At 57.7% G+C, this 16133-nt stretch carries 14 protein-coding genes and 3 pseudogenes; 14 read left to right on the top strand and 3 right to left on the bottom strand.

What is annotated here, in order from left to right; translation table 11 throughout:
* Positions 1-2: 2 nt before the first annotated feature.
* On the bottom strand, positions 3-1097 hold the full coding sequence (gene apbC / locus TKWG_RS16640; RefSeq protein WP_014751951.1) for an iron-sulfur cluster carrier protein ApbC: 1095 nt from the start codon (positions 1095-1097) through the stop codon (positions 3-5).
* 446 nt (positions 1098-1543) lie between these two features.
* Between apbC and TKWG_RS16650 the strand changes: the two genes are divergently transcribed.
* A complete protein-coding gene (locus tag TKWG_RS16650) occupies positions 1544-1831 on the top strand; it encodes a hypothetical protein (RefSeq protein WP_014751953.1) in 288 nt (95 codons plus the stop codon).
* Between the two features lie 162 nt (positions 1832-1993).
* On the opposite strand, the pseudogene TKWG_RS16655 reads toward TKWG_RS16650, so the two are convergent.
* Positions 1994-2895, bottom strand: a pseudogene (locus tag TKWG_RS16655) (LysR substrate-binding domain-containing protein).
* Between the two features lie 238 nt (positions 2896-3133).
* Between TKWG_RS16655 and TKWG_RS16660 the strand changes: the two are divergent.
* The 4 genes and pseudogenes from TKWG_RS16660 to TKWG_RS16675 all read left to right on the top strand — a co-directional run bounded on the left by TKWG_RS16660 (position 3134) and on the right by TKWG_RS16675 (position 6458).
* A pseudogene (locus TKWG_RS16660) lies at positions 3134-3858 on the top strand (SDR family oxidoreductase).
* 79 nt (positions 3859-3937) lie between these two features.
* Positions 3938-4447, top strand: a complete 510-nt coding sequence (locus tag TKWG_RS16665) for a DUF1097 domain-containing protein (RefSeq protein ID WP_014751956.1) — start codon at positions 3938-3940, stop codon at positions 4445-4447.
* The gene (locus TKWG_RS16670; RefSeq protein WP_238534213.1) at positions 4448-4852 is read left to right on the top strand and encodes a DoxX family protein; all 405 of its coding nucleotides are present in this window, start codon (positions 4448-4450) and stop codon (positions 4850-4852) included.
* A gap of 502 nt (positions 4853-5354) precedes the next feature.
* Positions 5355-6458: an NADH:flavin oxidoreductase/NADH oxidase gene (locus tag TKWG_RS16675; RefSeq protein ID WP_014751957.1), complete on the top strand. Its 1104-nt coding sequence runs from the start codon at positions 5355-5357 to the stop codon at positions 6456-6458.
* A 30-nt stretch (positions 6459-6488) separates the two neighbouring features.
* Here TKWG_RS16675 and TKWG_RS16680 read toward each other — a convergent pair whose 3' ends face one another.
* Positions 6489-7463, bottom strand: a complete 975-nt coding sequence (locus TKWG_RS16680) for a LysR family transcriptional regulator (protein WP_081489403.1) — start codon at positions 7461-7463, stop codon at positions 6489-6491.
* A gap of 177 nt (positions 7464-7640) precedes the next feature.
* Between TKWG_RS16680 and TKWG_RS16685 the strand changes: the two genes are divergently transcribed.
* The 9 genes and pseudogenes from TKWG_RS16685 (at position 7641) to lysM (ending at position 15971) form a co-directional block, all read left to right on the top strand.
* The gene (locus tag TKWG_RS16685; RefSeq protein ID WP_014751959.1) at positions 7641-9017 is read left to right on the top strand and encodes an MFS transporter; all 1377 of its coding nucleotides are present in this window, start codon (positions 7641-7643) and stop codon (positions 9015-9017) included.
* A 112-nt stretch (positions 9018-9129) separates the two neighbouring features.
* Positions 9130-9552, top strand: coding sequence for a chromate transporter (locus TKWG_RS16690; protein ID WP_014751960.1), 423 nt, complete (start codon positions 9130-9132; stop codon positions 9550-9552).
* Positions 9553-9554: 2 nt separating this feature from the next.
* On the top strand, positions 9555-9722 hold the full coding sequence (locus TKWG_RS23715) for a hypothetical protein (RefSeq protein ID WP_171815175.1): 168 nt from the start codon (positions 9555-9557) through the stop codon (positions 9720-9722).
* Positions 9719-10252 carry a chromate transporter gene (locus TKWG_RS16695; RefSeq protein WP_014751961.1) on the top strand — a complete coding sequence of 178 codons (534 nt, stop codon included), beginning with the start codon at positions 9719-9721 and terminating at the stop codon, positions 10250-10252. Before TKWG_RS23715 ends, TKWG_RS16695 begins: the two co-directional genes overlap by 4 nt.
* Before the next feature lie 190 nt (positions 10253-10442).
* Positions 10443-12543, top strand: a pseudogene (metG, locus tag TKWG_RS16700) (methionine--tRNA ligase).
* Positions 12544-12688: 145 nt separating this feature from the next.
* Positions 12689-13228 (top strand): class I SAM-dependent methyltransferase, encoded by a 540-nt coding sequence (locus TKWG_RS16705; protein WP_014751963.1) that lies wholly within the window; start codon positions 12689-12691, stop codon positions 13226-13228.
* Positions 13229-13318: 90 nt separating this feature from the next.
* A complete protein-coding gene (gene trmB, locus TKWG_RS16710; protein WP_014751964.1) occupies positions 13319-14185 on the top strand; it encodes a tRNA (guanosine(46)-N7)-methyltransferase TrmB in 867 nt (288 codons plus the stop codon).
* Positions 14186-14205: 20 nt separating this feature from the next.
* Entirely contained in the window at positions 14206-15144 is a 939-nt protein-coding gene (gene pip / locus TKWG_RS16715) for a prolyl aminopeptidase (RefSeq protein ID WP_014751965.1), read from the top strand.
* Positions 15145-15536: 392 nt separating this feature from the next.
* The gene (gene lysM, locus TKWG_RS16720; protein ID WP_014751966.1) at positions 15537-15971 is read left to right on the top strand and encodes a peptidoglycan-binding protein LysM; all 435 of its coding nucleotides are present in this window, start codon (positions 15537-15539) and stop codon (positions 15969-15971) included.
* The last annotated feature ends 162 nt before the right edge of the window (positions 15972-16133 follow it).

Below are 16133 nucleotides of genomic sequence, written 5' to 3' on the forward strand. Positions count from 1 at the left end.
TTTTATTTCTTCAGGTTTTCAACAACCACAGAGGGGAAGCGACCCGCCATATCCCTGGGCAAGGCCGCCACTGCCATGGCCACACGCCGGGCCAGTTCGCGATACAGTCCCGCCGCCTCGCTGTTGGGATCGCTGGCAACCGTGGGCGTGCCCGCATCAGTCTGTTCGCGAATACTTTTTGCCAGCGGCAAGGCGCCCAGCCAGGGAACATCCAGCTCCTGGGCCATATGCCTGCCACCGTCCTCGCCAAAAATGGCTTCGGCATGCCCGCAATGCGAGCAAATGTGCATCGCCATGTTCTCGACGATACCCAGAATCGGAATATTCATTTTCTCGAACATGCGCAAGCCCTTGCGGGCATCTAGCAGCGCGATATCCTGTGGCGTGGTCACGATAATGGCGCCCACCACCGGCACTTTTTGCGCCAGCGTCAGGGCAATATCGCCCGTGCCCGGCGGCATATCAACAATCAGATAATCAAGATCGGGCCAGTTGGTCTGGCGCAGCAGTTGCTCCAGCGCCTGCGTAACCATGGGGCCGCGCCAGATGGCGGGTGAATCGGCCTCGATCAGAAAGCCGATGGAATTGACCGTAATCCCGTGGGCGCGCAAAGGCTCCATGGTCTTGCCGTCATTGGATACCGGCTTGCCCGAGACGCCCATGATCAGCGGCTGGCTGGGGCCATAGATATCTGCATCCAGAATACCGACGCGGGCGCCGCTTTGCGCCAGTGCAATCGCCAGATTGGCGCTGGTCGTGCTCTTGCCGACACCGCCCTTGCCCGATGCCACTGCAATAATATTTTTTACCGAAGCAATAGGCTTGAGCCCGCTTTGCACGGCATGCGCCCGCACCGTATCACTGAACTGCAGCGTCAGTTGCGCCGCGCCGGCTTGCCTGGCAGCAGCCTCCAGCTGTTCGGTCAGGGCGGTCTTTGCTGCGGCGCTGGTCACATATCCGGGCTCTACGCGAACCGTGGCTCCCGTTTCGGAAAGCGTAATATCGGACTCCTTGAGCGTTGGCGCCACCGGCATACCGGTAACCGGGTCTACCACAGACCGTAACGCATCCAAAAGGGCTTTTGACGACAGACTCATTTCAACTCGCTGCAATTGATACTATTTAGGGACGTAATGGCCTTAATGATAACGTTTAATGGGCCTGTACATTGTTAAAATCTGTGTGGAGCAGGGATATCTTCCCTATGACGCGCAGCCTGCAACGTGTGACGGCAAAACAAATTTTGCCGCGGCATTGCCAGGCTATCTCCAGGCCATCTCCAGGGTATCGCCAGGCCATTACCACGCATTGGCCGCCCCTGCCGCCGAGGTTGATAAGGCCCGGCATCGCGTAACAGGCCAGCGTGTGACCGCCGTAACCCCTTTTTGAAATCTTTTGGCATATCCGCGTGCCGGCGGCCCTTGAATTATCCTGAAAAAGCCCTACTATAGAAAAAACAAATCAAGCAAAATCAATTGCTTGTGTACAATAAGCAGTAACTGACGCTTATTGGCTCTTCCCACTTACAAGGATCTGACCCCCTATGAACGATTTTCTGGACCGGTTTTTCAAAGCGCTGCTATTTGGTGTCATCACCATTGCAGGCCTTGTCATGGCCGCTGTGTTCCTGGTCTCTGCGGCCATTGCAGTGGGGTTGTTCTATGTTATTGCGAAGGTGCGCGGCAAACCGTTCGTCGCCCGCGAATACTGGAAAACAACCTCAACCCGCGCCCGCCAGACTCATACTGAATTTTCCGAAAAATTCAAAAAGCCCGGCAATTTCTCGCGCAAGCCCGATATCACAGATGTGGAAATACGGGAAATAAAGTAAACGCCGAAAGGTGCGCACAGCAAACCCAAAACCCTTGCCACTGGCAGGGGTTTTTTATTGCCTGCCACCTGCCATTACATCGGCTGCGCCCCGTCAGGCGCCTAGCCCCTCACGCCCCGGCTTGCCGCAAGCACCAACGCCTTCCATAAGTTGGCTAGCCCTTCAGGCGCCGAATTTTTCGCCATACAGTTCGCGCGCCCAATCAATAAAAACCCGCACCCGCGGCGACAATTGGCGATGAAACGGATAAAGCGCGCACACCGGCAGGTCCGGACACGGCCAGTCTGCCAGCACCTGCACCAGCCGGCCCGCCTGCAAATGCGCCTGCAACCGAAAGCGCGGCACCTGGATTAACCCGCAACCGGCAAGGGCGGCGCTGGTGTAGCATTCCGCATCGCTCACAGACATCCAGCACTGGCCTCGAACTGCGCCTCCTGGCCATCCATCATGACAGAGAAGGGATAGCGACTGTCATTGCCGCGTGAGAAAAAGCCGACAGCCTGATGCTGAACCAGTTCGCCGGGGTGCTGGGGCGTCCCGTGACGGGACAAATATTCGGGGCTGGCGCAGATAATCTGCTCCATATCCGCCAGTTTCCGAACCACCAGCGAGGAGTCGCGGGGCTGCCCTGCACGCACCACGCAGTCGATCCCTTCCCTGACCAGATGCACCAATCGGTCACCGCTACTGATCACCACCTCAATATTCGGATAACGCTCGCGGAACTGAGCGATGCGCGGCAGGATTATCATGGTCGCATGCGCCCCGTGCAAATCCAGCCGCAACGTCCCGTGGGGATCAGTCACATGCGTGCTCAGCGACGTCTCGGCATCTTCCAGTTCGGCCAGCACCCGTTTGCTGCGTTCATAGAAGGCCTGACCATCCAGCGTGGGGGCAACCTGCCGCGTGGTGCGATCCAGCAGCCGTGCGCCCAGGCGTTTTTCCAATTCCTTAATGGCATGCGTGGCGGTCGCGCGCGGCACATTGAGCACCCCCGCCGCTTCGGTAAAGCTGCCCAGCTCCACGATCCGGATAAAAAGCTGCATCGCATCAAAGCGGTCCATACGCACCTCATTGTTGGTGTTTTTTGAATTAACAAGCCAATTTCACCCTATTTATCCATAGGGCGTCAATCGCTATGATGTGGTTCATCGCCGCGCCAGACAGCAAGCGTGGTCACCACCATCACCCGGGTCACGCCCGCCACAGAGGCGCAGCCCTTCTTCAACATCCAAGGACAGCACGATGAATATCAGCAAAGAAACCAGCCAGCATGCCCATACCACTCACCCCGAAGCCACCATGCCGACCGCCATTGTGACCGGCGCATCGCGCGGTATCGGTCGCGCCATCGCCTTGCGCCTGGCCGCAGATGGTTTCCGGGTTGTGGTCAATTACGCCGGCAATGCCGCCAGGGCCGGCGAAGTGGTTGACACCATCGTCGCCGCCGGCGGACAGGCAATCAGTGTGCAGGCCGACGTGTCCGTCGCCGAAGACGTGCAGCGCCTTTTTGCCACGACGCAGCAAACCTATGGCCAGGTTACTGCCGTCGTGCACAGCGCCGGCGTGATGACCATGACGGCGATTGCCCTGAAAATATCGACGCCTTCGATCGTGTCATTCAGACCAATCTGCGCGGCGCCTTCCTGGTGCTGGGGCAGGCGGCCGCGCATATGCAGGCCGGCGGGCGCATTGTTGCGCTCTCGACCAGCGTGATCGCCAAGTCATTTCCGCAGTACGGCCCCTACATCGCAGCCAAGGCGGGCGTAGAAGGCCTGGTGCGCGTGCTGGCCAACGAGTTGCGCGGTCGCAATATTACCGTCAATGCGGTCGCGCCAGGACCGGTTGCTACCGAACTGTTTTTCGAAGGCAAGAGCGAAGAGCAAATTACGCAACTGAGCAAGCTTGCTCCGCTGGAGCGTCTGGGCCAGCCCGAAGACATTGCAAATGTGGTTGCCTTCCTGGCAGGAAGCGACGGCGGCTGGATCAACGGGCAGGTGGTTCGCGCCAACGGCGGCTTTGCATGAACAAAAACAGCACACAAGTGCGGCCCGAGGCTGGCACACGATCGACGATCCGATTATTGCAACCCCAAGGAGATGACGCATGACAAGCAACACATTTTCCACACACGTAAAGACGGTCATTGGCGAATCGGTCATCGCCTCCTCGGCCGCAACGCTAAGCATCGTGGCCTTCGAGATACCGGTATGGGCCATGTTCGTCGGCTGGATCTCGTTTTTTACGCGCGGACTCAACCTGCGGCAGGGCATCATCAATCTGGCATGTGTCCTGATCGGAATAGTTCTGGGCATTGGCGCAGCGCATGCCATGGCGGCCCTCACACCCTACCTGGGCAGCTACGCTATTAGCGCGGTGGTATTTGCCATCACCATCATTGCGCTATTGCTGGGCACGGCGCCTGTCGTCAATAACCTGCCCGCCGTATTTCTCGGGCTGGTGGCTTACTTTGCCTTGCACCAGCCCCCTTCCATGGCAACCTTCGGGACGCTGACGCTTGCAACCGCATTGGGTGCGACCGCTGCATTCCTGGCTCACTCGCTGCAACACCGTATTCAGCACCGTACCGCTCATTCACTTCAGGGAAGAACTTAAATGGACCACCGCAAAAACGAAATAACGACGGGCATCCACAACGCGACGGTGCCCGCCCCGCGCCTGCTGATCCCTGCGCTGGATACGGTGTATGCACGGGCCGAACCTGTCCTGTATGCCTTGCTGCGCTTTGCCTTCGGCATTATCCTGTTCACTCACGGTTTACCCAAGGCTCTGGGGATCTCCCATGGCTCCATGGCCGACCCCATGGCGGGTTCCATCAATCTCATCCAGAATGTGATGGGCCTGCCCTTTGCCCCCCAGCTGGCCTTTCTGGTTATGCTGCTCGAAACAGTTGGTGCATTCATGCTCGCGCTTGGCTTGTGGGCGCGCCCGTTGCTCTGGCCATTGTGGTGCAAATGCTGGCAATCTGCTATGTGCTGGGCCCGACCTGGCCGTGGATAGATCGCGGTATCGAGTACCCCGTACTTATGGCATGCCTTGCCCTTTATATCTCCGTACGCGGCAGTGGCGCCTTTGCACTGGATCGCCAGTTGGGGATTGTCATTTAATCTGCAAATGTCATAGCGACAGATCACGCGCTGGCCGCTGCCCGCTGCTGACATCTCTGTTGATATCATTTCAAATGATATCTAAGATAAAAATATAGCATTTGAATTATTTGATGCACGGCACCATAATTTCCCCTAACGGGCAAAGTGGCGATCGCGTGCGCGTCGGTCCTGCGGCGGGCGGGCTGTGCTCACAAGACACAATGCCGCTGCACCTGCCAAGCCAAATGCCTGGCCAAATACGTGGAATACCCCGCAACACCAGCGGCAGCGATCTGGCCCGGCACATTTGGGGGCAGCGCCGCCACAACACCGGCCCGCCTGGCGCGCTGCGGCCCATGACGAATATTGATCCACCTGCCCGATTTACGCTTATCCATTTCAAGAGTACCAATATGAACAATCTGTTTTCCTCCTTCAGCCTCAAAGACGTGACCTTGCGCAATCGCATTGCGGTTCCGCCCATGTGCCAGTACAGCGCCCAGGACGGCTTTACCACTGACTGGCACCAGATCCACTACGCCAGCCTGGCCCGTGGCGGCGCCGGCCTGGTGATTGTCGAAGCCACGGCCGTATCGCCGGAAGGCCGTATCACGCCAGACTGCCTGGGGCTGTGGAGTGACGAACATGTTGCAGGGTTGGCCAAAATCGCCGCTTCCATCAAGGCTGCCGGCGCGGTGCCGGGCATCCAGATTGCCCACGCAGGCCGCAAGGCCAGCGCCAACCGTCCGTGGGACGGCGACGATCATATCGCCGACGGCGATCCGCGCGGCTGGCAACCCATCGCGCCATCTGCCATCGCCTATGGCGAAAACCTGCCCAAAGTGCCCAGGGCCATGACGTTGGAAGACATTGAACGGGTCAAGGCCGATTTTGCCGCGGCGGCACGCGCCCGTGACGCCGGCTTCGAATGGCTGGAACTGCACTTTGCCCATGGCTATCTGGCGCAAAGCTTTTTTTCTGCCCACAGCAATCAGCGCGATGATCAATACGGCGGCGACCTGGCCGGCCGCAGCCGTTTTCTGCTGGAAACCCTGGCCGCAGTGCGCGATGCGTGGCCGCAGAACCTGCCATTGACCGCACGTTTCGGCGTGATCGAATATGACGGTCGTGATGAGCAAACGGTTGCCGAGTCTATTGAACTGGCCCGCAATATGCGCAAGGGCGGCCTGGACATGCTGAACGTGAGCGCCAACTTTGTCATCCCGGATACACACATTCCATGGGCAACCCCGGCTTTCCTGGCGCCCATTGCCCAACGCCTGCGCAATGAAGCCGGCTTGCCGGTAGCCTCGGCCTGGGGCATTGACGACCCGCAAGTGGCCAACCGCGTGGTGCAGGAAGAACAGCTGGATCTGGTCATGATTGGCCGGGCCCATTTGACCGACCCGCATTACCCGCTGGTGCTGGCCAAAACGCTGGGCCAGCCACGCCCTACCTGGGTCCTGCCCGCACCCTACGCACACTGGCTGGAACGCTACCGCGGCGCAGCGGCTTAAGTTATTGTTATTGCTTATTGGCCAGTCAGATCAAGGCGCGGAGCCGGACATATGGTCCGGCGCACCCGCCTTGTCGGCCGGCCCGGCCATGCATTGCGCATGGTTGTCAAAGCAGATATCAAACAGCAACTGCCGCAACCAGCGCTGGGCCGGATCACGATGCGTGCGCTCATGCCAGGCCGCCATTTTGGTAAAACCGGCAATGGCGATGGGCGGCTCGAACACCGCCAGTCCGGCCAGATCGGTAACCAGGCGGCTGGGCAGAATCGATACCATATCGCTGGCCCTTAGTAGATCAGGCACAATCAGAAAACTCTTGACAGACACCGTGACCCGGCGCGTTTTGCCCATTTTTTCCAGCGCCTCATCCGTGGCGCCTCGAAAGCCTGCACCTGTATAAGACACCAGTGCATGATCCAGTTCACAAAACCGCTCCAGCGTCAGATCCTGCTGACGCCTGATAATGGGATGGTCCTGGCGCACAACACAAACGTAATGTTCATCAAACAGCTTGCGCGCATGCAAATCCGGACAGGTATATTCAGGCGAGACCAGCGCCAGATCAATAACGCCGCGTTCCAGCTGGGACAGCATCTGGGTGTCGTTCACCAGCACCAGCGCCACCTTGATATTGGGTGCCAGCCGCTTGAGCGTGGCCAGAAACGGCAGCGCAATGGCACGCAGCGCGTAGTCGGTCGAAGCGATCGTAAAATGGTGACTGGCGGTGGCCGGATCAAATACCGGCGGCTGCAGCAGCGCGCCCACTTCGCCCAGCACCTGTTTTAGCGGTATGGCCAGGGCCTGCGCCCTCTCGGTCGGCTCAATGCCGCGCTGTGCCCGCACAAATAGCGGATCATCGAACGTATCGCGCAAGCGGGTCAGCATGCCGCTCATTGCCGGTTGCGTCACGCCGAGGCGAGCCGCAGCCCGGGTCACATTCCTGTGATCCAGCAACGCGTCCAGCGCTTTAAGCAGGTTCAGGTCAAGGTTTCGAATATCTTTCATCGTCGTGATATTACATCTGTAAATAATGGCAGTTGTCTTGCCGGTGGCATCTGCCTCATTTACCCTTTGTATCACTAATTTGCCGCCGCATTCGTAAAACTTGCACGCCATGCAGGGTTGACATCAAGTTAACTTCAGGTTTTATGATGACGCCATACTCTGTCAAACTAGGTAGTCATGACCACCGATACGCCACCAACGTCACCCGCCGGGCAACACGCCAATAAGCCGCGAAAGTCACATCAACCGGGCCTCGAAGTCGCAGCCTCGCAAGCTGCAGCCGGCAAGACTCACGGCGCCGACCACAGCCTGATGCCGCCCGCCGATGATGTGGCCCAAACGCGCACATTACCGGCGCCGGTGTTCAGTGCACGCCGACTGGCGGCACGCAAGCTGGTACTGCTGCTGGTGGCCACCCTTACCATTATGGCCGGCATTATTATTGCCCCGTCTCTGCCTGCCATTGCAACCCGTTTTGCCGACAGTGAACATATCGCCCTGCTCAGCCGCATGGTGCTCACTCTGCCTTCTCTGTTTGTCGCCCTGTCGGCGCCGCTTGCCGGCATGCTGGCAGACCGGTTCGGGCGCAAGGGGCTGCTGGTCATGGCCATTGCATTGTATGGCGTCTCTGGCGCCTCGGGCCTGATTGCCGACAGCCTGACCGCCCTGCTGGTCGGGCGTGCCGTACTGGGCGTGGCCATCGGCGCCATCATTACTCTGAGTACTGCGCTGATCGGTGATTATTTTACCGGCGCAGAGCGGGAAAGATACCTGGGCTTGCAGCAAGCCTTCGTGCAACTGGGTGGCGTGGTGTTTGTCATGTCCGGCGGACTGCTGGCCGAAGTGCACTGGCGTATGCCATTTGTCATTTATGGCGCCGCGCTGGTATTGATTCCTGCCGTTATGTATTGTCTGACAGAACCACAACGCCCGCGCGCCCTGCATTCAGCAACAAAACTTACCGATGCGCCAGTAAATTGGCTGGTGGTGGGAACCGTCTGCCTGCTGGCTTTTTTGATCAATGTTTCTTTTTATACCGTCCCGTCGCAATTGCAGTTTCATATGCAAGCGTTGAACATTTATAACGCCAGCGGCTTTGGCATGGTGCTGGGCGCCTTCAATCTGGCTGGCGGGATGGCGGCCCTGTGCTTTGGCGCGCTTAAGCGCCGCCTGGATACAACGCTGATTTTTCTGCTGGGCTTCAGTCTGATGGCAGCGGGGTTCGGCCTGCTCTCGGCCGCATCACACTTTGGGGCGCTGGTGCTGGCCAACGCCATCCTGGGCGCGGGCCTGGGCATTGCCATGCCAAATGTCATGTCCACCGCCATCGCCCATTCCGCGCCCGCGCTGCGGGGCCGGATTGCCGGCATGGCCGCAACCTCCATCTTTATCGGCCAGTTCATCTCGCCATTCGTGAGCCAGTACTGGGTCGCCGTGGTGGGCTACGCAGACATGTTCCGCAATGTCGGCCTGATCATGGCAACCCTGGCCGTACTCTCCCTGCTGCCTGCCCTGCGCAATGGCTGGATCACGCTGATCGGGCAGAAAACATAAGCACGGGCACGGCGCCCCTACAAATTTTCGCGAGACATTTGGCATATTGAGAGTACAATTTAAGTCTTATATAAGACTTAAACTCCTGGTACCTTATTTGGTCCCCTATTTTATGGCCCAGACTCCTTCGATCGCGCCCCAGCCTGCCCCCGCCACTGCCGTTGCCACCCTGCCCGAGCTGTTTCGTGGCTTTGCCAAAATCGGCCTGCTGGGCTTTGGCGGTGTCGGGCCGATTGCCCGGCATGTGATTGTGCGCGAGCAGCGCTGGCTGAGCGAAAAAGACTATGCCACGCTGCTGGGTATCGGCAAGGTCCTACCGGGTGCCAATACGGTCAACGTAGCCGTCATGCTGGGCGACCGTTACCAGGGCATCAAAGGCTCTGCGGTGGCTGTGGCCGGCCTGCTGGTGCTGCCGATTCTGGTCTTGATCGTGCTGGCCATTCTGTACCAGTTCCTGGATCAGAACCCCTATTTCAATGCCGCCCTGCAAGGCTCAGCCTGCGCCGCTGCCGGCATGGTCATTGGCACAGGCTGAAAATGGCCAGCAAAATCACCCTGCGCGCCCATCATATCTTGGCCGGCATCGTTACGATTGCACTTGTGGTCCTGCTGAAGTTTTCCCTGTTGCAGGTGGTCGGCCTGATGATGCCGCTGGCTATTTTTGCCAACTTCATCATCGCCCGCCGCCAGGGGCACCAGCCATGACCGTGCTGCTTGAACTGTTTCTGACCTTCAGTCGCATTTCCCTCATTGCCATCGGCGGGGCCAACGCCGCCATTCCGGAAATCCGCCACGCGGTAGTCGATATTCACCAATGGATGAACTCCGACACTTTTACCCATCTGTTTGCCGTCGCGCAATCGGCACCCGGCCCCAATGTGCTTATTGCAAGCATCATCGGCTGGCATGTGGCCGGTATTGCCGGGCTGCTGGTAGCCACCATTGCCATGGTGTTGCCGGCATCGGTGCTGGCCTTTGCCATTGGCCGGGTGATCAGCCACTTTACCCACCGGCGGGAATACAAACTGGTGCAGGACGCCGTGGTACCGGTAGCCATCGGGCTGATTATTGCAAGTGGCATTGAGCTGTCGCTGTACTCGGCCTTTGACGTGCTCACCTGGGGCATGGTCCTGGGCACGCTGGTCTTTGTCTATTTCACCGAAGCCAACCCCATGTGGGCGCTGCTGGTGTGCGCCATTGGCGGGGTGGTGGCCTATCAGGCCGGTGTGCTCTGAGAGCGATCGGCCGCTGCCATATATACACCCAATATATACCCCGTTGTGCGCCCTAATGCCTGGACCGGCAGCGCCAGCGGCGGGGCGGCGCAATCATCATTGCGCGCCCATTGCCGCAAAACCCCGGTCCACCGCAATATTCGTCTAAAATCACTCTTTTCCCCCCTTTTTTGTACTTACATTGCATCTTATGTCCCGCACGATTTTTGTTACCACGGCTCTCCCCTACGCTAACGGTTCGTTCCACATTGGCCACATCATGGAGTATATCCAGGCTGACATCTGGGTACGAAGCATGCGAATGGCCGGCCACACGGTGCATTTTGTCGGCGCAGACGACGCCCACGGGGCGCCTATCATGCTCAAGGCAGAAAAGGAAGGCATCACGCCGCAGGAACTGGTGGCCCGCTATGCGCAGGAGCGCCCGCGCTATCTGAACGGCTTTCATATCAAGTTCGATCACTGGCACAGCACAGACAGCCAGGAAAACATCGAACTGTCCCAGGCCATCTATCGCCAGCTCAAGGCTGCCGGTTTCATCAGCACCAAGACCATCGAACAGTTCTATGATCCGGTCAAAAGCATGTTCCTGCCCGACCGCTACATCAAGGGCGAGTGCCCCAAATGCCATGCACCGGATCAGTACGGAGATTCCTGTGAAGTGTGCGGCGCGGTGTATGCGCCTACCGATCTGATCAACCCCTACTCCACGCTCACCAACGCGACACCGGTCCTGAAATCGTCTGAACACTTTTTCTTTAATCTGTCCGATCAGCGCTGCGTGGAATTTCTGCAGGAATGGACCACCGGCAGCAACAGCCAGGGCAACAAGCGCCTGCAAGCGGAAGTGCTGGCCAAGACCCGCGAGTGGCTGGGCAATGACGAAGGCAAAGAAAGCAATCTGAACGATTGGGATATCTCGCGCGATGAACCTTACTTCGGCATTGAAATTCCCGATGCGCCGGGCAAATACTTCTATGTCTGGCTGGACGCGCCGGTAGGCTATCTGGCGTCGCTCAAATCCTATTGCAAGCTGCAGGGCATCGACTTTGACGCCTTGCTGGCGCCGGACAGCAGCACTGAACAGGTTCACTTTATCGGCAAGGACATTGTGTATTTCCATGCCCTGTTCTGGCCGGCCATGCTCAAGTTCTCCGGTCGCAAGGTGCCCGATGCCCTGAATGTGCACGGCTTCATTACCGTAAGCGGCGAGAAGATGTCCAAAAGCCGCGGCACCGGTATTTCACCTGTGAAGTACCTGGATATTGGCATGAATGCAGAATGGCTGCGCTACTACATCGCGGCCAAGCTCAATGCGCGGGTTGAAGACATTGACTTCAATCCCGATGATTTCATCGCCCGCGTCAACAGTGACCTGATCGGCAAATACATTAATATTGCCAGCCGCGCCGCCACCTTTATCACCCGCCACTTCGATGGCAAGCTGGGATACGCCGGTGATGCCCAGGCAATGGCAACTGAATTAGCAACACTGACCGAACAGGTGCGCATTGATTTCGAAAACCGCGAGTACGCCCGCGCGATCCGCAACCTGATGGCGCATGCCGACAAAATCAACCAGGCATTTGACAGCGCCCAGCCATGGGTGATGGCCAAAGGCATCAGCACCGCAGACGAGCAGCAGAAACTGGCCTTGCAGGACGTGTGCTCACGCGCCATTGCCGGCTTCAAGGCCCTGTCTGTAATGCTGGCGCCAGTGCTGCCTGCGCTGGCCGAGCGTATTGCAACCGAATTGTTCGGCATGAAACGCAGCTTTGCCTGGAGCGACGCAGCAGAACTGCCCGACCATATTGCGCCGTTCAAACACCTCATGCAGCGCGTTGAACCGGCCATGCTCGATACCCTGATCGAACCCGATGCACCGGCAGCCGAGGCCGATGTGGTGGCCGCTGCCGTTGCCGCGGCGCTGCCCGGCGGCGAAGCCATTGCAGATGTAATTACGATTGATGATTTTGTAAAAATAGATTTGCGAATTGCAAAAATTGTTAATTGCGAACATGTGGAAGGTTCCAGCAAGCTGTTGCGCCTTACACTGGATGTGGGCGAAGGCAGAACCCGGAATGTGTTTTCTGGAATAAAATCAGCTTATCAGCCCGAGACCCTAATCGGAAAATATACGGTAATGGTGGCCAACCTGGCCCCACGTAAGATGAAGTTTGGTGTCTCCGAAGGCATGGTGCTTGCCGCCAGTGATGCTGATGAAAAAGCCAATCCCGGTATCTATATCCTGGAACCGTGGGAAGCGTCAGCCTGGCATGCGCGTTCGCTAACACGCCGGCCCCGTAAAAAGGGCCGCGTGCACAAGCATCATGTTGTGGTCAACAATAAAACGGGACGTAGAAACATATGGTTGGAACATGGTGCAGAAGCGGTTTTGGCCGTCTGAAAAAAACCGTCAGGCGCTCACGCCCGCTCATGTTTGTGAACGAGCTGATGCACCAGCCCAAATTCACCGGCGCCATCTGTCCCAGCTCTCGCAAGCTGGGGCGTTATATGGCCAAGCACATCCCGCTAAACCATGACGGCATCGTCATTGAACTGGGCGGCGGCACCGGCGTTATCACACAAGCAATACTGGATCATGGCGTTCCGGCCGACAAGCTGATCGTCATAGAGTTTTCCAACGTCTTTGCGCAGCACCTGCAGCGGCGCTTTCCGCATCTGACCATCATCAACGGCAATGCCGCCGATCTGGATGCCCTGCTGCCGCCCGGCGTACGCATCAATGCCATCGTCTCCAGCCTGCCGCTCATTTCCCTGCCGCCCGAAGTGCGCAGCCGGATTCTGCACCATTGGCAAACCCTGCTCAAGGATGACGGTCGCGCCATCCAGTTCACCTACAATCTGCGTCAGACGCAATGGCAGTCATCCCTGAAGGCCTGTCATTACAGTAGTGAAATTGTGTGGACCAATGTGCCGCCGGCCCGGGTCATGACATTCCGCTTCGCAGCCTGAGCAGCCCGCCCCCGCTGGGCGAATGCACTACAATGCAGGTTCCGTTGTACGAGCGACGCTCCGCCTTTCAGGCCCCGCAAGGCCTGATGGGTGCACGCCCGCACAAAAAGCCAGACTTTGTACGCCCTTGCCCTCTTGACCATGACCATTGCAGATCCCAATAAAAACGCCGACAACAGTGCGGATAACAGCACCAATCATCAGGCCGATAACTCCGCCGACAACTCAGCCGATAATCACGCCGATAGCCCGGCCGGCAATAGCCCCGGTAACGAGACCCCCGACGAGTTAAAAGCGCGCCATATCCGCAGCTTCGTACATCGCCGCTCGCATATGACGCCGGGCCAGAAACAGGCGGTTGAGCTGCATATGGACAAGTGGGCGTTGCCCTACCAGGCCAGCCTGCTTGACTATGACCAGGCCTTTGGCCGCGCCGCGCCCACCATTCTGGAAATCGGCTTTGGCATGGGCGAAACCACGCAAAAAATTGCCCAGTTGCGCGCCGATGAAAATTTCCTGGGTGTTGAAGTGTTCAACGCCGGCGTCGGCGCACTGCTCAAGCGCATTGAAGAGTCTGGCATCACCAATATTCGCATCATCCAGCACGATGCAGTCGAGGTCGTGCAGAACATGATCGCGCCGGACAGCCTGGCGGGCGTGCATATTTACTTTCCCGACCCGTGGCCGAAAAAGCGCCATCACAAACGTCGTCTGGTGCGCCCCGAATTCATCGCCCTGCTGGCCAGCCGCATCAAACCGGGCGGCTATATCCATTGCGCGACAGATTGGGAAGACTACGCCGGGCAAATGCTTGAGGTGCTCAGCGGCGAAGCATTGCTGCGCAACACCTGCACAGACTACGCCCCCAAACCCGATTACCGGCCCCAGACCAAATTTGAAACCCGTGGCCTGCGACTGGGCCATGGCATTCGTGATCTGGTTTTCAAACGCATTTAGACTATTTCAAGGACCATTGCATGTATCCGCCTATTGAACCCTATCAGACCGGCAAATTTGATACTGGAGACGGCCACCAGGTGTACTGGGAGCTTTGCGGCAACCCCCAGGGCAAGCCGGCTGTTTTTCTGCATGGCGGACCAGGCGCCGGTTGCGGCGCGCACCATCGCCAACTGTTCAATCCGCAGCATTACAACATCCTGCTGTTCGATCAGCGCGGTTGCGGTCGCTCTACGCCCCACGCCAGCCTGGAAAACAATACCACTGCACACTTGATTGCCGACATTGAACGGCTGCGCATTGAGGTGCTCAAGACCGAGCAGATGCTGGTCTTTGGCGGATCATGGGGCTCTACCCTGGCGCTGGCCTACGCCCAGGCACACCCCAGCCACGTGAGCGAGCTGATCGTGCGCGGTATCTTTACCTTGCGCAAGGAAGAGCTGCGCTGGTTCTACCAGGAAGGCGCTTCCTACCTGTTCCCGGATTACTGGGAAGACTATGTCGCCCCGATCCCGCCCGAAGAGCGTCATGATCTGATTGCCGCCTATCACAACCGTCTTACAGGCGATGATCGCGACGAGCAGATCAGGGCGGCGCGCGCATGGAGCCAGTGGGAAGGCCGCACGATCACGCTGTATCCGGACCCGTCCAACACCCAGAACTATATTGCCGATCACTTTGCCCTGGCCTTTGCCCGCATTGAAAACCACTATTTCACCCACGCGGGCTTTATGCAGGAAAACCAGTTGCTGGATAACGCCCACCTGCTCAAAGATATTCCAGGTGTGATTATCCAGGGTCGCTATGACTGCTGCACCCCGGCCAAAACAGCCTGGGACCTGCACAAGGCCTGGCCCCAGGCCGAGTTTCATATCGTACCCGATGCCGGCCACGCCTTTAACGAGCCGGGTATTCTCAAGCTGCTGCTTGAAGCTACCGACCGTTACGCCCGGCAATAGCATCAGCCAGAAAATGGCGTCTCGTTAAAAACGGATCGCCGGCATAACCGGTTGGCCAAAGCAAAAAGCTGCGACAGCAATGCGCGGCTTTTTGCATTAGATGCGCGTCAACAATCTACAAATCGTCTACAAACATTCTCTAAACAGTCTGCAAACAGCTCCCAACCACGCAATTTTCCCAAAAAAAATCGGCTTGCCTGTCTGCTTATGGTTTGCACAGGTATTACGCGACGTTGGCCGATATTGCGTAGCGATTAGCGCGATCTAACATTTGTTAACTTTCAGGGACTTCCGTTTGTCATGTATTCCATGAATAATAGCGCTACGCACTAACCGTGCTATATTGAAGTTGAAGTTGCAGTTGTCATTTACGATAACAAGGAGTCATAACAATGGGTATTCTCAGTTTTATTAAAGAAGTCGGCGAGAAAGTATTTGGTGGTAGCGAAGCGCAAGCGGCAACCCCCGATGATCTCAAAAAGGAACTGGCCAAGCACGGCCTGAATGCTGATGGTCTGGATATCGCCGTTGATGGTGACAAGGTCACAGTGAAAGGCAATGCCGCCACCACTGCCGACGCAGAAAAAATTGCAATTGCAATTGGCAATACACAAGGTGTGGCTTCTGTAGACAACCAGCTGTCTGCTGCGACAACAGAAGAAGAATCCAATTTCTACACCGTCAAATCCGGTGATACGCTGTCCAAAATCTCCAAAGACCAGTATGGCGATGCCAACCAGTACCAGAAAATCTTTGAAGCCAACCGTCCAATGCTGAGCCACCCGGATAAAATCTATCCAGGCCAGGTTCTGCGCATTCCCAAGTAATTTCTACACTGTAGCCACGGGAAGCTGCACTGGCGCCATTTTGGTGTCCAGGGGTGGAACGAACCAATCGCTCCATCGCAGCCACCCGGCCAAGGGTCTGCGTGTCAGCGGCAGCAGCATCGCCTGACTGACACGCATCACAGACCACCTCTTCTCCCAGCC

Origin of the sequence: Advenella kashmirensis WT001, from assembly GCF_000219915.2 — a bacterium.
In the GTDB taxonomy this organism is placed as follows: domain Bacteria; phylum Pseudomonadota; class Gammaproteobacteria; order Burkholderiales; family Burkholderiaceae_B; genus Advenella; species Advenella kashmirensis.